Consider the following 21,014-nt stretch of genomic DNA (forward strand, 5'->3'; position numbering starts at 1 on the left):
TGTCCTTATTTAATCAGTCTTAAAATTTATTATATTAAAAATGACTTTTCGTAAGCCTGATCCTGAAGCTGCATTTTCAACAACACCCAAACCGATGGCGTTTAAATATTGCGCTTCAATACCTTCTTCGACTAAAAATTGACGTACTATTAAAGCTCGTTTTTGACTCAAAGACTGATTATATTTAATCGAACCAGAAGAATCACTTGCACCCATAATAATCAAACCTACATTTAACTCCAGCTTTTTAGACAACTCTATGGTTGTTTTCAGATAGCTCGCAAAAGCACGTAATTGATCTTTAGCTTTTTCATTTAACGCCCCTTGTCCTTTTTCAAACTCAACTTGCGTACTATCAATTTTAGCTTTGTTGATTTCGAACAACGCCATGAGTATTTCTGGACTATCTTCATTAATTGTAGCCAACTCTTCAGCTTTGATACCAGAAATTAACTCTTCTGCGTAAGTTAAGCCAGGAATAGCATGTATCTTAGTTGCTAAAGCTAAACGTTGAACATTCGGTAACGTGCCGGTTAAAACTGGTATCTTTTGTTGCCAATCAACTTCTATCTGTGGATATTTAGCCAAAATCGTTTTCAAACGAGTTTTAATCAATGATGCTTCTAAAGATAGGTATTGTTTTTCCAACAGTAAAATTTTGCTAGCATCAATGTGCTGTTCAGCTAGCCACTTTTCTACTTCAATAGCATCTGGATCTCGTAATACAGAAAGCTCAATGTCCTGCCAGCCTGTTCGTTCTACGTTCCTGGTGACAATACCGGGTTGTTGACCGATTTGTGCTATTTGATCAACTAATTGGTTTTGTTGATAGTTGTGAAACCCTAAAAAGCCAAAGCCAATCAATAATATAATGACTAGTCCAATAGCCATTATCGGTTTTTTATTCTTTTTCTTTAAAGCTTCTGGGTGCATCTTTGCAACTAAACAGTCTTGAAGCTGCTGGGAGGCGGGTTCAAAAACCATCGTATCACCATTAAAATTAGCAATTTCTTTTGCATATAATTTATGGATGTATTCGTTAGTTATTTGAAACTTGGTTGAAATGTCTTGAGGAATATTACCCGTTACCGCGGCTACCAAAAGTAGCTTAGGCCCGCGCTTTATCACCAATGAAAAGTCTTCTGTTTTGACTACTTCTAAGTTTTGTTCCGGTGATTCTTGTTGCGGATTGAACGAATCTGATACGAAATCATTTATCGCTGTCAGCATCGCTGAAACAAGGTCTCCGTCGGCAGACTCATGAACCGATTGAGAAACCGAGTTTAGTAATATTCCGGTTTCTCGATGGATCAATAATACTTGTTCAACTTTAAATATAAAGGTCTGGCTTGCAACGTATTGGGAAAAGCTCACTCCCGATTGCCATGCCTTAAAACGCCATTTGATACCTTTAAAGGTCAAGCTGTTTTCAATTAAAACGTTGGTTTTTTCTAAAAACTCACTGAGGAAAGAAGTGACAGATTTACGGACTAAGCGACCTACGAGGGGGTATAAATAACCAACAAATTGTTCGCTTTGTTGTTTGACAGAGGTCTCTACGGATTTTTGCACCACAGGGGTTAGTATCTTACTAAACTCGTCATTGTGGTTCTGACGATCATGGATAGCTTCTATTACTACCTCGCTAACCATTTCTCTGGCATTGTCTTGTATAACTTGCTTAACAAATTCCTGATTTTTGCCCAGTATCAGTTCTCGTAGCTGCTGCATAGCTACTTCATCTTCACTGGGGACCTTAGAGTTTGGACAATCTGCCATGAAATTTGGCTTTATTCTTCGTCGGTTTCTAGGTTAACTGCCATGGTTGCAAGTAATTTGGCCAAGGTTTTTCTATCTGTTTTAGTTGAACTGAGCTCTTTGGTTACTTGATCCAACCTTTCTAATGCTTCTGAGAATCGAGCGTCATATTTTTCAGTGAGCATGGCAACCTCTTTGTCTACTCTTGTGTGTAGTTCATCTGTCTCTTGGCGACCATTGCTGTCGGACATCTCTAATTCAGAAGAAAGCTTATCTGCATATGCATTTAGTTCAGAGGTTTTATCGTCATACATTTTATCAACAGAGTTAACTTTTAACTGCAATTCTTCAAACCCATTTTGCATGGTTTTATTTAACTCACTTACCTGGGCAGCTAATTTCTGGTCGGATTGTTGGAAGCGTTCTAACATTTTACTTTCTAATTGAGATAACTTGAGTTCAATATCTGCTTGAGCAGCACCAAATACAATTTGTCGTAAAGTGGCCAGTTCTGAGGGGGTGTCATTATTGCCTTTGGCTGGAGTATCTTCCACTGCTCTGTCATCTGTGTTTTTATTCGCCACTATCACTTCCTTCTGCTTGTAATACCGTTAACCAATCATAGCTTAAAAAAACTACTTAATGCACGGGAATTAATTGACACTAATCACTTTTTTTATTCTAAGATACTGGCAATAACAAAATTCAAGATTGTTTATTTTTCACTTTGCCACTTTGATTCCCTTGCACTTTTGGTGTTCGAAAATTTGGTTTGTGCATGGTAATGATTTTTACGAAGTTAATTAGGAAGCATAGTGTCTCGATTTATCATAAATTTTTTAAGACATTTCAGTGTCATCAAAATAACCTTAACCAGCCTTATTGTATTTTCCATTTTAGTGATTTTTTTTGCTTCTGTTAGCTTGCAAAGTGCATGGCTGCAAGTAAAACAAAGTGAAGACGATCAGCAATTACTAACCTTGTTGGATAAATTAGAAAAAGTGGCTCATCATCACGCGGTTGAACGGGGGTTAACCGCAGGCTTTTTAGCTTCTGGTACTGCTTCCCAATTCAAAGCATTAAAACAGCAACGCTTATTAGCGGATAGTGCCACTGAGGACCTTAACAACACACTAAACGAACAATGGTCAGATCCAAACCAGCTCAATGCTGCGCTGCGGTTGTACTTTAAGCATATTCAGCAAAAGGCGGCTATGCGTAAACAGGTTGATGTACAAGATGCTACTGGTGCATTTAGGTATTACAGTTTATTGAATCGTTTTACATTGGAGGCTATGCAGAATCTTCGCGGCAGCATCAACAATCAAGATGTTTACCAAGGTGTTAGTGGAGCACTTTATTTAGCATGGTTAAAGGAATATGCAGGACAATCAAGAGGTAAAATAAACGGAGCTATAGCTAAAGGAGAGATTTCAGATATTGCCAAATCTGAAATTGAAGGCTATATCACCAATTTTGATATCACTAGCCAATATTTATCACTTTTCTTATCAATATCTCAGCAGCGACAATTAGATAATATATTTACTTCACCTTCGTATCAAAAAGTGTCGAAAATCCAAACCGAAATTTTGCAATCTGAAAATGGCAATATTGAGTCGGCTTACACGCCTGCACAATGGTTTACATTAGCAACTCAACAAATTGTTGCGCTGAAAAAAGTGCTGGATCAACAATGGTTATCCCAACACCAACGAACTCAGGATATCCGCTCTCAAGCCACAATCTTCCTAATCTTAGAAGCTGGAATTTTGACCCTGGTAATGGTGCTGTTAGCTATATTGAATATCTATCTAGTTAGGTCAATGCGTTTACGCTTAAAAAAACTAAAAATTGATCTGCAAAAAATCGCCGATAATGGCGATTTGACGGTTGATATTAGACTCAGAGGCAATGACGAGCTTGGGGTAATTTCAAGATCTATGCATTTAACCTTTGTTGCTTTTCGGGATCTGATAGTTAATTTAATCACTTCAATAAAATCAGGCCAAATGTTAGGGGAAGAGTTAAACGCTGCGAGCAAACTGGTACTTCAAAATGGCGAGCATAATCATTTGTTGGCGAGCAATATTGCTACATCACTTGAAGAAATGTCTCAAACCAGTGAAGAGATCGCCAAATCTGCAACTACCACTCTTGAGGCCAGTGATAAGTTGCAAGAAAAAAATAGTCAAAATATCGAAGCGAATTTAACCAACAGTAACGCCTTAAAAACTATGTCGCAAAATATGCTGGAAGTTCGTCAAAAGGCAAACAACATGGAGCAGCAAGTTACCTCTATAAGCAGTATTCTGGAAACTATTAATTCTTTAGCTGATCAAACCAACCTTTTAGCTCTCAATGCAGCCATTGAAGCTGCTAGAGCCGGTGAGGCGGGACGCGGTTTTGCCGTGGTTGCAGATGAAGTTAGAAAACTTGCCAAAGGCAGTAAATCCAGTTCTGACTCCATCTCACAGTTGCTTAAAGACTTGCAAGGGGCGAGCAATGACGTAGTTCTGTCCATTGAAGAAAATGTATCAACTGCACAAGATTCGTTACAGCGAGCAGCCAATGTGGAGATATTGTCAGCAGAACTTATTGACCAAGTAAGTGAACTTGAGCAGTTATCCATTACTGTTGCCGCTGCAGGGGAAGAGCAGGCGGTAACCATCAAGCAGATTGCCGAAGATACCACTGAAGTCCTTGATTCATCGAATGAAGGGCTGTCTATTGCTAAAGATTTAGAGAGTATATTTGCTCGCCTTTCTGCAAACGAAAAGTCGCAGGAGCAGATGATAGAGAGCTTTGTTGTAATGCGATCCAATTCCTAATATCCAAACCATAAGGCTTATTTCAATCATAGGCTGCACTTTGCAGATATATTTCGCTATCATATGCAAAAAAATAATAAGGACTTATGCCTAACGGAGTTGGTAATAAAGTCCGTTAAGAAAAAGGAATAGTTTTGGTACAAGGTCAAACAAGCAAACAACCGTCTAATGAACAAAGTTCGGGATGGTTTTCCAGGTTTCTAGCAACCGTAGAATGGCTAGGTAATTTACTTCCACACCCCATCACCTTATTTGCCATTTTGGCACTGTTCATTGTGATCCTCAGTGGCATACTTGGTTATTTTGATGTCGCGGTTTTAGATCCACGGCCGTTAGGGGCTAAAGGTCGTGACCCTGATGGTTGGATTGAAGTGGTTTCCTTGCTCAATGCTGAGGGATTGCAACGTATCGTCACAGGGTTAGTAACTAACTTTACTGGGTTTGCCCCTTTGGGAACGGTATTGGTTGCGTTACTAGGTGTTTCTGTTGCTGAACATTCAGGATTACTTTCAACCGCGATGCGTGCCATGGTGATGAACGCTTCAGAGCGTATGGTTACTATTACTGTAGTGTTAGCCGGTATCTTATCCAACACCGCATCTGAGTTAGGTTATGTGGTGTTAATTCCTTTGGCTGCGATGATTTTCCACTCCCTTGGTCGTCATCCCTTAGCCGGACTGGCAGCCGCTTTCGCCGGGGTTTCAGGTGGTTATAGTGCAAACTTATTGTTAGGGACAGTTGACCCATTATTATCTGGGATTACTGAATCTGCGGCGCATATGATTGCGCCAGACTATGTCGTTGGCCCAGAAGTAAACTGGTACTTTATGATTGTCAGTACCTTTGCGGTGGCCGCAATGGGCGCCTTTGTTACTGAAAAAATAGTCGAGCCTAGGCTCGGTAAATACGACCCGAGTGAAGCGTCCGTTGAGTTAGAAAAACAAGAGATGACAGCACCCAGTGCGCAAGAAAAGAAAGGCTTAAAAATGGCTGGTTTATCTTTTGTCATTGTCTGTGCTTTGTTGGCGCTTACCGTGGTGCCAGAAAACGGTATTTTACGAAATCCTGATACCGGGCTTGTTGCAGGCTCCCCCTTCTTAAAAGGAATAGTTGCATTTATTTTTATTACTTTTGCCATTCCTGGGTTTGTTTACGGCAAAATCGTCGGCACCATGAAAAATGATAAAGACGTAATTAATGCCATGTCAAAAAGCATGGGCTCGATGGGGTTATACATTACCTTAGTGTTTTTTGCGGCGCAGTTTGTGGCTTTCTTTAAATGGACTAATTTGGGTACTGTGCTTGCGGTTAAAGGTGCATCTTTATTAACAGCCCTAGGGTTAGACGGTCCAGAAGTATTTATATTATTCATTTTCATGTGTGGCTTAGTAAACCTCTCATTAGGCAGCGCGTCTGCACAATGGGCGGTGACGGCACCTATCTTCGTGCCCATGTTAATGTTGATTGGTTACTCCCCTGAAGTGATTCAAGCTGCTTATCGCATAGGTGACTCGGTAACCAATGTTATTTCACCAATGATGAGTTATTTTGGTTTGATTTTGGCTATTGCCGCCCGTTATAAAAAGGATTTAGGGATGGGGACGTTAATTGCCACCATGCTGCCTTATTCAATCACCTTTTTTGTCGGTTGGACGCTACTTTTCTATATTTGGGTGTTTTGGTTAGGGATGCCGGTAGGACCAAATGTAGAAACCCTATATAATGGAGGCTAATAACCGTTAACGGTTTGAATTATTTAGTACTAGGTTTTACGCACTAATCCATTCATAGTATTGGTGCGTAGAACTTATAAAATTGAGACCAAGTCATTAATGAAATATTCAGGCAGCCCCAAATTTAAGCACGACCAAGCAGATAAAGTAGGTGTATTGATAACCAATTTAGGTACACCGGAAGCGCCGACTAAAAAGGCCCTTAGAACCTATCTAAAAGAATTTCTTTCCGATCCGCGAGTAGTCGAAGTTCCTAAGCTGTTATGGTGGATGATCCTGAATCTAGTCATCTTAAATATTCGCCCTTCGCGCTCAGCTAAAGCTTATGCCACTGTTTGGGAAGATGAGGGCTCGCCTCTGATGACCCATTCAAAAAATCAAGCGGCGGCGTTGAAAAAGAAAATGCAAGAGACCCATGGCGAAGGAGTCGTAGTTGACTTTGCTATGCGGTATGGTTCGCCTAGCATTTCTGGAACACTGGAAAAAATGATGCAACAGGGTGTACGCAAATTAGTTGTACTGCCTTTGTACCCTCAATATAGTGCATCAACTTCGGCTTCTACCTTTGATGCCGTGGCAGATGATTTCCAAAAGCGTCGTTGGATACCTGATTTACGCTTTATTTCGCAATATTGTGATCATCCTGATTATATTCAAGCAGTGGCGGATAAAATACGACAGCATTGGCAACAACATGAACAAGCTGACAAACTCATTTTTTCTTACCACGGTATTCCTCAACGTTATTTAACCAATGGTGACCCATATTTTTGCCAATGTCATAAAACCTCTCGTTTAATCGCTGAAAATTTAGGTTTGCAACAAGACCAGTTTTTGATTTGTTTTCAATCTCGGTTTGGACGTGAGGAGTGGCTAAAACCTTACACTGATCACACTCTACAAGCTCTGCCAGCTAAAGGTGTTGAGTCTGTGCAGGTGGTTTGTCCGGGATTCTCCGTTGACTGTTTAGAAACCATAGAAGAGATAGGTGTAGAGAATCGAGATTATTTTCTCGAAGCCGGCGGAAAACGTTACGAATATATTCCTGCTCTTAATGATGATCCCGCTCATATCGAAATGATGGCTTCGATTCTTGCCAGCAATTTACATGGGTGGGAGTCAGTCGCTGATAACTCTGCTAGATCGCAACTAGCTAAAGACCAAGGTGCAACACTATGAATGACAATTTACCAGGTTCCATTGCCGCCCCAAAAGCTTTGGTCGTCGCGCAAAAACTTGGTAATATGTCTGATACTGCAGTGCGCATCCCTTTCACAAAAGTAAAATTTGGCCTCGACTTCCTAATTGGCCTGATTCCCGGAGTTGGAGACCTAATAATGTTCATTGTTGGGGCGGTGATTATTATCATGGGCAAAACCATAGGTATGCCAACGGCACTAATTTTGAAAATGCTAAAAAATAGCTTGATCGATTTTGTATTAGGCTTAGTGCCTTTTGTGGGCGATATTGCAGATATATTTTACAAATCTAATCAAGCAAATGTGCGAATAATGGAGCGCTGGTGGCTGAGTCAGAATAAAGCAGCTATCGATGCTCATACTCAAGAAAAATTGGCTAATTGGCAGGACACCAAAAATGAAGATATATGACACCCATACAGCGCCTACTCCACGAAGAGTACGTATATTTCTGGCCGAAAAAGGCATCGACATGGAATATGTACAAGTTGATTTGCAAAAGGGGGAAAACATCAGCCCTGAAATGCGACTGAAAAATCCCATTGGTAAAGTGCCTATTCTTGAACTAGACGATGGCACTTGTATTGGCGAATCAGTTGCAATTTGTCGTTATTTCGAAGCATTGCAACCAGAACCGGCATTGATGGGAACTACGCCCCTTGAGCAGGCGCAAATTGAAATGTGGCAACGCCAAGTTGAGTTTGCTTTATTCATGCAAGTCGGTATGTGCTTTCAGCATTCAACCGGTTATTTTAAAGATCGCATGACCCCTGTACCCGAGTACGGCAAAGTCGCTGGAATTTCTGCAAGTAAGTATTTGAAAGTTCTTGAAAAGCGTCTAGAAACTAACGAATTTATTGTTGGCGACAAGTTTTCTATAGCCGATATCACCGCTATGTGTGCAATTGATTTTGCTCGAGTGGTACAAATTAAGATGACCGACGAACAAGTTAATTTACAGCGTTGGTATAAGGCGGTTAGTGCCAGACCCAGTGCGAGTGCCTAATTAGTCATTGCACTGGTTAGTCTGCAAAAACAATAAAACAACCAGCATTTAATCTACACGCAAAAGCCAGCACGTTACGTGCTGGTTGTCTTTTAAACTATGCTAATTTCCAAAAATCCATAGATAGCGCTTAATCACGCCAGCGACGAGTTAAATCTTGATAGTCGTCAATTCGACGGTCCCTGAAATAGGGCCATATCCTTTTGATTTGTTCTGTTCTGGCTAAGTCTAACTCTACCATCAAGGTTTCTTCGTTTTCGCTACTTGCTTGCGCAAGCACTTCACCTTGAGGACCGCTAATAAAACTCTGCCCCCAAAACTGAATACCTGGATCACCGGCTACAGGTGAAGCTTCAAATCCTGTGCGATTGGCGACAATCACGGGTACTGAGTTGGCCACAGCATGAGAGCGTTGGATAGTTTGCCAAGCGTCAAATTGACGTTGTCTTTCTTCTGCCGTATCCCTGTTGTCCCATCCAATAGCGGTAGGATAAAACAACATATCGGCACCCGCCATCGCCATTAGCCTTGCAGCTTCTGGATACCATTGATCCCAACACACTAACACTCCTAGTCTACCCACACTGGTATCTATAGGCTCGAATCCCAAGTCGCCAGGCGTAAAGTAGAACTTTTCATAAAAGCCAGGATCATCTGGAATGTGCATTTTACGGTATTTGCCCACCATCCCTGCTTGTCGGTCAAACACCACAGCAGTGTTGTGGTATAAACCAGAACCGCGTTTTTCAAATAATGATGTGATCAACACTATATTGTGTTTTGCCGCTAACTCGGCAAAATAATCTGTAGCAGGGCCGGGAATGGTTTCTGCTAAATCGAAGTAGTCTGTATTTTCTTCTTGGCAAAAATAGAGGGTACTATGGAGCTCTTGCAACAACACTAATTCACAGCCGTCAGCGGCAAGTTTAGCCACTTGTTTGGCGCTGTTTTCCCAGTTTTGGGTTTTATCGTTGCTGCTAATGGCTTGTTGAACCAAGCCTACTTTTAAGGTGTTTTTGTTCATTTTATGCTTCATATCCATAAACAGTTAAGCCATCTCTAAGGTTGTCGAGCACCTCAGCTTTTAACGTTCCCTTAGGAACCTGCATGCTAATACAGTGCACACTGCCAAATTGTTGAACTAAAGGCAAACTATCGATAGCCACGATTTGATATCCTGGGTAGGCGTTTGCGATGATTTCCAATGCCAATTGATCTTCAGGTTGACGATAAATAGGGCACAACACCTGTTGGTTTGAAATTAAAAAATTAGCGTAAGATGCAGGTAAGCGCTCACCAACTTCATTGAGTATGTATGGTAAGGGGAGCTCAAAAATATCATGTTCAGGTAAACGCGCTTTCACTTCATTGACTAAGGCATTTAAGCCATTAAAGTGACTATCTTCCGGCCGATTAAAACAAGACTGAATGACCACACCTGAGTGTTCAGTGAATCGTACCAAGGTATCGATATGACCATCTGTATCGTCACCCTCTAGGTGCCCATTTTCTAAAATACTGATTTGACTTGCGCCTAAGTGTTCCCTAAACATAGCTTGATAGGTAGCGTTGGTCATACTGCCGTTACGCTGGGGGTTTTGTAAACACATGGCCGTAGAGAGCAAGTGTCCGTATTGATCGATTTCTAAAGCGCCACCCTCAGCCACCAGATCGACACTTTTAAGGGGCTGCTTACACAAATTCGTTAACACAGCGGTATTAACCTTGTTATCCAAGTTGGCATCAAACTTATTGCCCCAACCATTGAATATGAATTCTATAGGTTGCATGCTGCTTTCCTGCTTAACCGTCAAGAAGCAGTAGTCTCTACACCAAGTATCGTTATAGTGAGTAATTACCAACATCAGTTTTCGGCAATCTTTGAGAAGCAATTTGGCAGCGTCTACTTCTTGCTCTCTGATAAGTAGAATCACCCCTGTATTGTTATGGGTAATGGCTTCAATTAGTTGCTTGTAGGTATTCCTGACATCCTTTAACCAAGGTTTCCAATCGGTTTTTTCATCTGGCCAAGCTAAAATTACGGCTTCTTGTGCATACCATTCAGGCAGCAATATCAATTCTGGATTCATTGCGTTATTGGGTAAGTGACATTCAACTTAAATTATAACCTTAAGGCATATTGTAGGGGTACATTTTTATAGCTTAAGAAACACCGGAAACTGCCGGAATTTTGATGATGAAGCCAATGGACTTTAATAATGGGCATGTTAACGTAAGAAGATGATTATCAAGGTTGGAGCAATTTATGGCGCAATGGCATGATGGAAAAGTTGTGAACCGTATAGATTGGAATGATCATTTGTTTAGTTTGCAATTCGAATGTGCTGAGTTTCCTAAATTTAAAGCCGGTCAATTTACCAAAGTGGGACTCACCCAGGCTGATAATACGGTTTTGTCCCGCCCTTATTCATTGGTGAACTCGCCAAATGCAGAATATTTAGAAATTATCGCCGTGCCGGTGGAAGATGGCAGCCTTTCCCCTAAGTTACATGAACTGCAAATTGGCGATGGGGTGAAAATCATGTCACCTGCCACTGGGTTCTTAGTTTTAGATGAAGTACCTCACAGCCAAACATTGTTTTTAGTTGCCACGGGAACTGGAGTGGGACCTTTTATTTCGATTTTAGAAGGTGAAGATGTTTGGACAAAATATACAAATGTCGTGCTAGTCTATGGGGCAAGACAAAAAAGTGATTTAGCCTATTCAGATAAAATTCAACACTGGCTAACTCATAAGTCTAAGCAATTTCATTTTGTTCCTATTGTTAGTCGTGAAGTAAGCCCTAATACTTTAAAAGGGCGTATACCTGAACTAATAGAAAAAGGTGCGATTCAGCACAAATGCGGATTCGAGTTTGATCCCCTTAGTTGCCAAGTCATGTTATGTGGAAATCCCGATATGATTAAGGATACCTTAGGGGTACTTGAAAGCTTCGGTTTGAAAAAACATCTGCGCCGTTCACCAGGACAAATTAGTTTAGAAAGGTATTGGTAGCAGGCGTTGCATGGTTCGAGTTAAGTCATATTTTCAACAATCGGTGCTGTAACGAATGAGTAGTCAAACAAACATCTGTAAAGGTAGTATAAATGACAAGAGATCCACTATTTGTAGTTAAAGTTTTTGGGTTGGTCCTATTGTTAGTGGGGGTAGGGGCGTGCCAAACAACTGATGTAATGGTGAAGGATAATTCAGCAGATGAGAGCAAACCACAGATAGCACCGTTGAAATGGCAATCTTCCGCATTTATCCCACAAGATGTGCCCTCCACAGATGATATTTTTAAGTTGACAGCTCAACAGCAAGAAGACTTCACAAAGTATTATTTTGCAGAAAAAAATGCCCATATTGAAGAGCATGAACGTCTGTATAATTATTTAGAAATGATTCTTTATGGGTTTGACTACCGGGGTGATACTTACACGGCGTCCGTTGCCCTAACAAAGCACAGTGGAAATTGTCTTTCTTTGGCGATCTTAACCACCGCATTGGCGAATTTGGTTGATTTAGATATTCGCTATCAACGGGTTAATACAGCGCCGATATATCAACGTTTTCATAATGTAATGACCTTGTCTTCACACGTCAGAACTTTTGTATTTGCTCCACAAACGCCCCTAAAAAAGAATGAAATTGTCGTTACTAGAAAAAAAATGATAATTGATTACTTTCCTGAAAAAGGCAACGTAACCGGCGATTACATCGATGAATCTCAATTTATATCAATGTTTTATCAAAATTTGGCAGGCGACAGTTTAGTTGCCAGAGAATATGACCTTAGCTATGCGCTGTTATCGAAAGCCATGGCGTTGAATACTCAAAACCCTGAAACCCTAAATACCTTAGCGGTTTTGTACAAAAGCCTTGATGATGAGGCTAGGGCTGAGAGAATTTATCATTACGCATTAAATAATACTTCGGGTTCGGTCAATATCCTGAGTAACTATGCGTTGCTATTAGAGGAGCAGGGGCGACAGATAGAGCTATCGAAAATTCAGGATAAATTAAACTCTGTGAAGGATGATAACCCCTACCGCTGGTATGATCTTGCTAACAAACATTTTGATAATGATGAGCTTACCTATGCCTTAAGGTACTTCAAAAAATCTATCAAGGTAGCTCCCTATCTCCATGAAGGTTATTTCGGTGCCGCCAAAACCTACTATCAGATGGGTAGGACAAAATTAGCTAAGGAGTTTATGGATAAAGCCGTGGAGTTGACGTTTACGCCTCAAGATAAGGTGTTATACCAAGCGAAATCTAGCGTGATTTCAGTTGAACAATAGCATCGGTTAAAGGTTGGTTCGGCTATATTTAAAAAGCAGTTAATTAAGCTGTTTTTTTAACAGTTGACCATTACGTTCAATAACATCGATTAATGGAATAAAACCCGCAGGAGTGGATAAATTCGCATATCCATTTGCCATTTCTACTAAAACATCACCAAACATGGAGTTTCTATTAGGTTGCGGCGCATAATCGACAGCTAAATTATCGCCATTTACCCATGTTGTTGGTCCGCCAGAAGCTGCAAATGCGATATCTAATTCAGAATGCTTAACTCGCGTTGCTAACTGATATAAATCTATATTTTTAATGACAGTAGAAATAAGGGCTCTTTCGTTTTCCACATTTTCCAATAAGCGCATCAGTTTATCTTGTGCGTGAAAAACATAAATCATATTAACCTCTAGAAAATTTTGTTACCCCATCACTATCACATTCTTAACATTATCCACACCGTTGGCAATGATAATTTCAAAACTAGACATGCATTTTTCACAGCGCATAGTTTGCGGTTGATTCATTATTTCTTTTTGATGATTATCGAGGGAGTTTGCTGATAAGCAAATTGGGCACAAACATTCCAATGACGCTTCTGTTTTAATCATGACATTCCTTTTGTCTTAGTAAACATAATTAACTTAGAGCAGTAAGCTAACTGCCTGCATATTTTGAAGATATTTATTGGGGATGCAAGTGTTTTTGTTGAAATTATATTCAGCCAAGAGAAAGAATGTACTCAGCCGGTAAATAAACTTATCAGCTAAGGAGTTTCGAGCTTTTTTGGCGGCAAATTTTTTATTTTTAATGAAGGTCGCTGCTAAAAGTTGGATTTTGTGGCGCGGCATATCTTAGCGCTCTAAAATTACGGGTCCAGGTCCTTCAACTGCCAACTCGTCTTCAGGATTATAAATTGGACATGTTTTCATGGATAAACATCCGCAGCCAATACAGCCATCCAACGAGTCTTTTAGTTTTATCATGGCTTGAATTCGATTTTCGAGTTGTTGTTGCCAACTTTTAGAAAGTTTTGCCCAATCTTGTTTTGTTGGTGTTCTTGATAGCGGTAAGGTAGCAAAAGTGAGTTTGATATCTTGTAAGCTAATCCCTAATTTTTGCGCTGCTTTTATAACCGAAACTCGCCGTAATACATCGGCTTTATAACGTCGTTGGTTTCCGGCATTTCGCCAACTCTGAATCAATCCTTTTTGTTCATAAAAATGCAGCGTAGATACTTTCACGCCACAACGTTTGGCTACATATCCAACGCTTAGTTCTCTTACTGCCATGCTGCTTCCTTTAAACTTTTTTTAATAATATGAAAAAAAGTGCTTTACCTCAAGTTAACTTGAGGAATTATTCTGTGCCCATGGTCAATCCTAAAAACAACTAAAGGAATTCATATGCAAACTATTCATCCAAAACAAGCCCAAATTAAAGGAACACAAAGCGAAACCTCATCTCAGCTCAAATTTTGTTTAGAAAAGGTTTCAACTAGTCGATTAGACAACTTTTTAAGTTTGTTCAATAACACAATGCAATTAAAGTGAGGTAAACGATGATCCGCTTAGAACATATCAATATTGTGGTTAAGGACATGCTCGAAACACTAACATTTTATCAAGCGGCCTTTCCCCATTGGACTATTCGCAATCAAGGTGAGGCCAATTGGTACGGTACACAAAGAAGCTGGTTACATTTTGGTGATGAATATAACTACCTCACCTTCAATGACAATGGAATTGGTGAAAATCGGGATTTAAAAGGAAGCCAGGTAGGACTTGCTCATATGGCTTTTGAAGTTAAGAATATCTCGGCTGTAATGTCACGGTTACGGAGTGCGGGTTTTTTACCCCATAATTCTGGGGCTAAAAATCAATTTAGGAAAAACTGTTACTTCATCGATCCTAATGGCTTTGAAATAGAGTTCGTTGAATATTTAACTGATCTACCCAGCCAACGAAATAATTCAGACGACTAGTTTTGTTGGATGAATTAAGGGATTCCCTTTTGCCGTTTAATCTTGATAGATCTCTAACGGTAAATCGTCTGGATCGGCAAAAAAGGTAAAGGCTCGGCCTGTATATTCATCAATCCGAATTGGTTCTGGGGCGATACCTTTTTGCCGTAAGTAATCACAAAAATCACTCACCGAATCTACTTTGAATGCTAAATGCCGAAGTCCTTGTGCTTCTGGTCTTGATGGACGTTTTGGCGCTCCAGGGAAAGAAAACAGTTCTATTTGACTGCCATCGGGCAGTGCTAGATCAAGCTTGTATGAATCTCGATGCGCTCGATAGTTTTCGGCCAATATTTCAAACCCTAAAATGTCGGTATAGAAGGCTTTAGAGTGCGCGTAGTTACTGCAAATAATCGCCACATGATGAAAGCCCTTTAATTTAGTCATGCTTGCCTCAAGTTAATTAATCGGGGTAAGTGATTGTTCTATACTAGCGTTTTTTTCAAGTGAGAAGGTGTCTACTCGACTTTTTCCTTGCCAATTGCTAATCGAAACCCGAATCTCTTTGGGGGCATAGTCATTATATTTTTGCGTATCTATTATGGCTGAATAAGGAGGTGTATTGTCTTTTGCAATAACTTCATATTCTCCCTGTAAGTTTTTAACCTCAGTAGTTACCTCCAATAGAGGGAGTGAATTGGCAGGCAGTTGTGAAAGTTGATAGTCAAAACGTATGACTCGTTGTTGTTTTTCAAAGCCTAAAAACTCCAGAGCTCCTATTTCTGTATTTTCTATTGCCGAGTTTGCTTTAAGAACTGAATAGCTTAAAGCGGGCAGGGTAATTTGTATAAAATCGCCTTCCATACTGAATTGATTGCTACCCGCTATCCATTGATAGCCATTATGGTTGGCGCTCAAAGTAATGGTTTGTGGTTCATTCAGGGGGTTAAAGGCTAATAAAAACTCAGTGGCATCTTGTTTGTCTACGCGTGAAATGGCAAATGCATACTCACTGCCTTTACTCTGGCGGTTAAATGTGACTCCACGACGCAGTGTTGGATGGTCCATACGCAATTGAGCTAGGGTCTGCAACGCTCGGTATATTGGATGGTTTTGGTCAAAGTTCTCCGAAGCTGTTGTGGCCTCTGTGCCAAGCAAATCTAATTGATTATAAGCCGCAACTTGTGAGGCAAACATATCTTCCCGCGCACCTACATCTCCGCCAGTACCGACGAAACCTTGCTCATCGCCATAGTAGATGACTGGAATGCCACGAGATAAGTACATAAAGCTATGGGATAGTATATTGCGCTTGAGTTTTTCTTGTTCAGACACATTTGGCACACTCTGGTTAATAAACAAACCTGCACGTCCCATGTCGTGATTGCCTAAAAAATTCATTAAGACATCAGCTTGGCTGTCGCTATCATTGTAAAAGTCATCATTTTCAAATAATTGGACTATTTTTGAGGCAGGCTTATTGCGGTAAAAAACATCAGTCACAGCAGCCTGAAAGCCAAAGTCTAATACTGAAGGCATTTTACCTATAGTGGTATAACTACTCAGTTCAATAGGGTCGGCACTATATACTTCACCAAAAATATGGAAGTTAGGAATCCCCTGTTGTTTTGCATGATTTAAAATTGCAGGGCTGAATGTAGACCAGAAACTCATATCCACATGTTTTACTGTGTCAATCCGAAACCCATCCGGCTTGAATTCGCTAATAATGTTTTTGTAAATATCAATCATGCCCGCAAGCACTTGTGGATCTTTTGTATTTAAGTCGTCTAAACCGGCAAAGTCACCATTAATAGCACTTTCACCTTGCCAAACACTATCGCCTTGGTTGTTGTAGTATTTGGGATCATTTAACCAAGCGGGCACTTTGACGTTTTCGTACCCTGATGGAATAAACGGCGTGTACTTGTCACCCGCTTCTACCTGAGCGCTAGATTTATAAGGGCAGGTCGGCTCGTCTTTGTAGCTACCATCGGGGTTATGACATTCGCGATAACTAATCACATCCGCAGTATGATTGGTAATAATGTCGAAAAATATCTTAATTCCCTTATTATGGGCGGCGCTGATTAAATCTTTTAGATCTTGATTGCTGCCGAAGTGCGGGTCGATTTGAGTAAAGTCCAGGATCCAATAACCATGGTGTCCATAGCCGTCATTCTGAATGGCCTTATTGCGTAAAATCGGGGTCATCCAAATTGCGCTAATGCCCAAATCTTTCAAGTAATCTAATTTTTGCTCCAGCCCTTTAATGTCACCACCATGAAAACCTTTCATATCATCAATAACATAGCCACCTTGGGAAATTGAAATGGTTGCAGAACCCATATCATTTTCCGGATCACCGTTATAAAAACGGTCAGGCATTACAAAGTAAAAAATATCGTCACGCACATCTCGATTTAGGTAATCATTATAAATATCAGGGAAAGATAAAATGATTGGTTTAGGTACCGGTAGCGGATTTTCTGTTTCTGCAGCGGATTGGCCTTGTTCTGAACACGCAGATAAAACAGAGCTGACAAAGATTAAAGCAAATAGGGCGTTGAATGATTTCATGATGGGCTCTCTTTTAATTTAAGGTAGTTCACAACCACGAGCAGTAACAAACAATGAATACCAGTGTTCTCTTGATAATTCAATTTGTGCAGCTTGAGCGCAAGCTTTAATCCTCATAGAATTTGTCGTTCCAATAATGGGTTGAATTTTAGCTGGATGACGCATTAAAAAAGCTAACAAAATGGCTTCTGATGACGTTTGGTATTCTGCTGCTAATTTGCATACTAAGTTAGCCGTTTGTTGAATATGCTCGCTTTGGCCAACTAAACTTTTCCCCGTTAATGCCCCTTGGCAAAGACTGCCCCAAGCTTGCACTTGAATATTATTTAATTGGCAGTACTCCATGGTACCAGAAGCAAAGGATAAGTCTTTTGACTGAGGATGGTTCGCCAGTACAGCATCCTCTAAGAAATCTAAATGGGTTAAGTTTAATTCAATTTGATTGGCCACTAACGGTACGTCAAGGCTACGCTGTAATAACTTCATTTGGTGTAAATTTTGGTTTGATACCCCAAAGTGTTTGACCTTACCATTGGCTTTTAAAATCGAAAAAGCATCAGCAACCTCATGGGTGTCCATTAGTGGGTCAGGGCGGTGGAGTAGAAATATATCGATATATTCAGTATTAAGACGACTAAGAATGCCATCTACCGATTTCAACAGATACTCTTTTGAAAAATCGAATCGTTTAGGACCTTTTTCATCTTCAAATACAATTCCACATTTAGATTGTATTAAAATGTTTTCCCGTAATTCTGGGCGGGCTTTGAGTACTTCACCAAACACCTGTTCGGCTTTGCCCATGGTATAAATATCGGCATGGTCGAAACTGTTAATTCCTGTTTCTAGTGCCGCATCAACCGCGTTGTGGGCTTGCTTCACGTGTTTGGATTCAAAGGGAGCTTTTCCCCAAGAGCCGCCTAATCCCATGCAGCCCAAAGAAATCGGGCTCATGCTAGGAAAATACGAATTTAACGGTATCTGTTTCATGCTCACATCTTTTAAACTGAAGTAATTTGTTTATTCTAATCAGTTTACAAAAAGATTACATTGAATACGTATGCGACAGGCCAATTCAAGCTTGTGGTTGAATTGGCCTGTATTTTAAATTATCTCCTTAAGGTTTAAGGGGCCTAGTAAAACCGGCCAGTAACAGCCTCGTCATCAATAAAAACTGCCGTCTAATGATATTCCAAATCTCTCACTTTTCCCCAAAACACACGGTAAGAGAATAGGGTGTAAGCAAAAATACAGGGAATAACAATCAGTGCGCCATACAAGATGACTCGCAAAGACTCTGGTGCGCTAGCTGCTTGCCAAATATTAAGCTCCCCGGGGACAACAAAGGGATAAAAGCTAAAGGCTAGGCCTAAAAAGCTGAAAGTGAAAATAGCCGTACAAAGAACGAAGGGTAACCAGCAACCCGCATCATCTTTTAGGGGTAATTTTTGTAAGGTGAAATAACCAATTACAAAAAACGCAAAACATAATATAGGCACTAACGCGATTAAATATGCCAATGGAGGCTGGGTCCAGCGCTCGAATACAAATGAATTAATTAACGGGTTAATAATACACACCGCGAGGATCCCCACTAAACAGACTTTTCCTGCATTTTTGGCCCATTTCACCGAGCGTATTTGCAATTCTCCTTCTGTTTTCATGATTAACCAACAGGCTCCAATAAGCGCATAAGCCATGGCAACACCTGCGGCACTGAGTAGACTAAATGCAACAGACTCTAGACTAACTTCGAATCCCATTACAAACATCCCCAACATGTAACCTTGGGCAGCTGCGGCAATAAAAGAACCCAATTTAAATAGCTTGTCCCAACGATCTTTTTTATGGGCAATTACCTTGGCTCTAAAATCGAAAGAAACACCGCGAATAATTAAACCAATCAATAATATGGCGGTAGGTAAATAAAGGGCCTTTAAAATAATGCTGTGAGCACTGGGGAAAGCCACCAACATTAAACCAACCGCTAACACTAACCAGGTTTCGTTTGCATCCCAAAACGGACCAATGGATGCGATCATTTTGTCTCTTTGTTGCTGATTATCCATGGGTAGAAGCAATCCCACCCCTAAGTCGTAACCGTCGAGAATGGCGTATACCAGCACAGAAAACGCCATTAAACCGGCAAATATGATGGGTAACTGATGATCTAAAATCATTGGCTGGCCTCCGCAAGTGTGATGGTGCGAGCTGGTGTGTACTCCGCCGCGTCGTATTCTTCAATCTCCACTGACTTTCTAGCCATATAAAACAAGGTTTTGATGTAAGCAAATAATAAGAATGCATAGAGAGATAAATACATGGCTAAACTTACCCCCACATTTTCTGGTGCAATATCTGTTACCGCATCAGCAGTGGTTAAAATTCCGCTGACTAAATATGGTTGACGGCCAATTTCAGTGACATACCATCCTGCTAAGGTGGCTATCCAGCCTGAAAATGTCATGCCAACGAAAAACTTCAACATCCAAGGAGCGAGAGCACCTTTGCGCCACAAGAAAAAGCTTGCTAGCCAACTGCTAAATAACATCAACATGCCTAAACCAACCATTATTCTGAACCCATAAAAAACAGGTTTAACTGGTGGGTGTTTACCCTCAAATTCATTCAGACCTCGAATTTGCCCGTCAGGATCATGGGTTAAAATCACACTCGCCATTTTAGGTATCGCAATCTCTAAATGGTTGGTGCGTTGCTCTTCATCTGGCACGGCAAATAGCAATAGCGGTGCGCCATTTGTGGTTTCCCAAACTCCTTCCATCGCGGCCACCTTTTGAGGCTGGTGCTCAAAGGTATTTAACCCATGCATATCACCCATTACCACTTGTAACGGGGTAAGTATGGCAGCTAAGAAAATAGCGGTTTTTAAGGCCAAATTTGGTGCTTTTTTGTTGTCGCCGCGAAGAATTCGGTAAGCCGAAATACCCGCAATTAAAAAACATATGGTTAGTCCAGAGGCCAATAACATGTGCCCTAGTCGATAAGGGAATGAGGGGTTGAAAATGATTTCAAACCAATCGACTGCATAAGCCACACCATCGCGCATCTCGAAACCTGTGGGAGTATGCATCCATGAATTAAGGGCTAAAATCCAAAAGGCGGACAGTGATGTGCCTACTGCTACAATGAAGGTTGAAAGGGTATGAAGCCAAGGTGGCACACGATTAATACCAAATAACATGACACCTAGAAAGGTTGCTTCTAAGAAAAACGCAGTCATGATTTCGTAGGCTAAAAGCGGCCCTGCAATATTACCCACTGTGGCCATAAAGCCCGGCCAGTTAGTGCCAAATTGAAATGACATAGTAATACCACTGACCACGCCCATTGCAAAGGTAAGGGCAAACACTTTTACCCAAAAGCGGTAGATCCGCATCCACACTGGGTGCTTGCTTATGTGAAAACGAACACGAAAATAAAATAGCATCCAGCACATAGCAATGCTTATCGCTGGAAATAGAATATGAAAACTAATATTTGCTGCAAATTGAATGCGAGAGAGTAGCATTACGTCTGCCATTGATAACCCCTAGCGGCGCTGATTTTAGCCGTTGTTTATGTAAATTTAAAACCCGATGTATTTAATACTGCTTACGGCGATAATCTGCTTTCTAACTTGTACG

General features: G+C 40.7%; 20 protein-coding genes. 8 read left to right on the plus strand and 12 right to left on the minus strand.

The annotated features are described in order from the left end of the window. Positions 1–9: 9 nt before the first annotated feature. Positions 10–1,779, minus strand: a complete 1,770-nt coding sequence (locus ABJV04_RS15070; protein WP_348492395.1) for an OmpA family protein — start codon at positions 1,777–1,779, stop codon at positions 10–12. A gap of 11 nt (positions 1,780–1,790) precedes the next feature. Next, a complete protein-coding gene (locus ABJV04_RS15075) occupies positions 1,791–2,342 on the minus strand; it encodes a hypothetical protein (RefSeq protein ID WP_348492396.1) in 552 nt (183 codons plus the stop codon). A 231-nt stretch (positions 2,343–2,573) separates the two neighbouring features. Between ABJV04_RS15075 and ABJV04_RS15080 the strand changes: the two genes are divergently transcribed. The 5 genes from ABJV04_RS15080 to ABJV04_RS15100 all read left to right on the plus strand — a co-directional run bounded on the left by ABJV04_RS15080 (position 2,574) and on the right by ABJV04_RS15100 (position 8,527). Then, entirely contained in the window at positions 2,574–4,589 is a 2,016-nt protein-coding gene (locus ABJV04_RS15080; RefSeq protein WP_348492397.1) for a methyl-accepting chemotaxis protein, read from the plus strand. Between the two features lie 134 nt (positions 4,590–4,723). After that, positions 4,724–6,322 (plus strand): AbgT family transporter, encoded by a 1,599-nt coding sequence (locus ABJV04_RS15085; protein WP_348492398.1) that lies wholly within the window; start codon positions 4,724–4,726, stop codon positions 6,320–6,322. A gap of 99 nt (positions 6,323–6,421) precedes the next feature. After that, positions 6,422–7,501: a ferrochelatase gene (gene hemH / locus ABJV04_RS15090; protein ID WP_348492399.1), complete on the plus strand. Its 1,080-nt coding sequence runs from the start codon at positions 6,422–6,424 to the stop codon at positions 7,499–7,501. Beyond that, positions 7,498–7,932, plus strand: coding sequence for a DUF4112 domain-containing protein (locus tag ABJV04_RS15095; protein WP_348492400.1), 435 nt, complete (start codon positions 7,498–7,500; stop codon positions 7,930–7,932). Before hemH ends, ABJV04_RS15095 begins: the two co-directional genes overlap by 4 nt. After that, entirely contained in the window at positions 7,919–8,527 is a 609-nt protein-coding gene (locus ABJV04_RS15100; protein WP_348492401.1) for a glutathione S-transferase family protein, read from the plus strand. Before ABJV04_RS15095 ends, ABJV04_RS15100 begins: the two co-directional genes overlap by 14 nt. 130 nt (positions 8,528–8,657) lie before the next feature. On the opposite strand, the gene ABJV04_RS15105 is transcribed toward ABJV04_RS15100, so the two are convergent. Together ABJV04_RS15105 and ABJV04_RS15110 are read right to left on the minus strand one after the other, a co-directional pair. Further along, the gene (locus ABJV04_RS15105) at positions 8,658–9,551 is read right to left on the minus strand and encodes a carbon-nitrogen hydrolase (RefSeq protein ID WP_348492402.1); all 894 of its coding nucleotides are present in this window, start codon (positions 9,549–9,551) and stop codon (positions 8,658–8,660) included. 1 nt (position 9,552) lies between these two features. Continuing rightward, positions 9,553–10,617: an agmatine deiminase family protein gene (locus ABJV04_RS15110; RefSeq protein WP_348492403.1), complete on the minus strand. Its 1,065-nt coding sequence runs from the start codon at positions 10,615–10,617 to the stop codon at positions 9,553–9,555. Positions 10,618–10,793: 176 nt separating this feature from the next. Between ABJV04_RS15110 and ABJV04_RS15115 the strand changes: the two genes are divergently transcribed. Together ABJV04_RS15115 and ABJV04_RS15120 are read left to right on the plus strand one after the other, a co-directional pair. After that, complete coding sequence (locus tag ABJV04_RS15115; protein WP_348492404.1) at positions 10,794–11,543, plus strand: ferredoxin--NADP reductase; 750 nt, start codon at positions 10,794–10,796, stop codon at positions 11,541–11,543. A 92-nt stretch (positions 11,544–11,635) separates the two neighbouring features. Continuing rightward, the gene (locus ABJV04_RS15120; protein ID WP_348492405.1) at positions 11,636–12,832 is read left to right on the plus strand and encodes a hypothetical protein; all 1,197 of its coding nucleotides are present in this window, start codon (positions 11,636–11,638) and stop codon (positions 12,830–12,832) included. A gap of 39 nt (positions 12,833–12,871) precedes the next feature. On the opposite strand, the gene ABJV04_RS15125 is transcribed toward ABJV04_RS15120, so the two are convergent. The 3 genes from ABJV04_RS15125 to soxR all read right to left on the minus strand — a co-directional run bounded on the left by ABJV04_RS15125 (position 12,872) and on the right by soxR (position 14,119). Then, positions 12,872–13,228 (minus strand): hypothetical protein, encoded by a 357-nt coding sequence (locus ABJV04_RS15125; protein WP_348492406.1) that lies wholly within the window; start codon positions 13,226–13,228, stop codon positions 12,872–12,874. 21 nt (positions 13,229–13,249) lie between these two features. Continuing rightward, positions 13,250–13,438: a hypothetical protein gene (locus tag ABJV04_RS15130; RefSeq protein WP_348492407.1), complete on the minus strand. Its 189-nt coding sequence runs from the start codon at positions 13,436–13,438 to the stop codon at positions 13,250–13,252. Between the two features lie 243 nt (positions 13,439–13,681). Further along, positions 13,682–14,119, minus strand: coding sequence for a redox-sensitive transcriptional activator SoxR (gene soxR / locus ABJV04_RS15135; RefSeq protein ID WP_348492408.1), 438 nt, complete (start codon positions 14,117–14,119; stop codon positions 13,682–13,684). Positions 14,120–14,388: 269 nt separating this feature from the next. On the opposite strand from soxR, the gene ABJV04_RS15140 reads away from it, so the two are divergent. Continuing rightward, entirely contained in the window at positions 14,389–14,811 is a 423-nt protein-coding gene (locus ABJV04_RS15140) for a VOC family protein (RefSeq protein ID WP_348492409.1), read from the plus strand. Positions 14,812–14,847: 36 nt separating this feature from the next. On the opposite strand, the gene ABJV04_RS15145 is transcribed toward ABJV04_RS15140, so the two are convergent. From ABJV04_RS15145 to ABJV04_RS15165, 5 genes are all read right to left on the minus strand, one after another. After that, complete coding sequence (locus ABJV04_RS15145) at positions 14,848–15,237, minus strand: VOC family protein (RefSeq protein ID WP_348492410.1); 390 nt, start codon at positions 15,235–15,237, stop codon at positions 14,848–14,850. A gap of 12 nt (positions 15,238–15,249) precedes the next feature. After that, complete coding sequence (locus tag ABJV04_RS15150) at positions 15,250–17,370, minus strand: alpha-amylase family glycosyl hydrolase (protein ID WP_348492411.1); 2,121 nt, start codon at positions 17,368–17,370, stop codon at positions 15,250–15,252. Positions 17,371–17,388: 18 nt separating this feature from the next. After that, positions 17,389–18,360 (minus strand): aldo/keto reductase, encoded by a 972-nt coding sequence (locus tag ABJV04_RS15155; RefSeq protein WP_348492412.1) that lies wholly within the window; start codon positions 18,358–18,360, stop codon positions 17,389–17,391. A gap of 191 nt (positions 18,361–18,551) precedes the next feature. Further along, positions 18,552–19,550: a cytochrome d ubiquinol oxidase subunit II gene (cydB, locus tag ABJV04_RS15160; RefSeq protein WP_348492413.1), complete on the minus strand. Its 999-nt coding sequence runs from the start codon at positions 19,548–19,550 to the stop codon at positions 18,552–18,554. After that, positions 19,547–20,911, minus strand: coding sequence for a cytochrome ubiquinol oxidase subunit I (locus ABJV04_RS15165; RefSeq protein ID WP_348492414.1), 1,365 nt, complete (start codon positions 20,909–20,911; stop codon positions 19,547–19,549). The genes cydB and ABJV04_RS15165 overlap by 4 nt, the downstream gene beginning before the upstream one ends. Between the last annotated feature and the right edge of the window lie 103 nt (positions 20,912–21,014).

The organism is Aliiglaciecola sp., assembly GCF_039982535.1.
Classification (GTDB): Bacteria; Pseudomonadota; Gammaproteobacteria; order Enterobacterales; family Alteromonadaceae; genus Aliiglaciecola.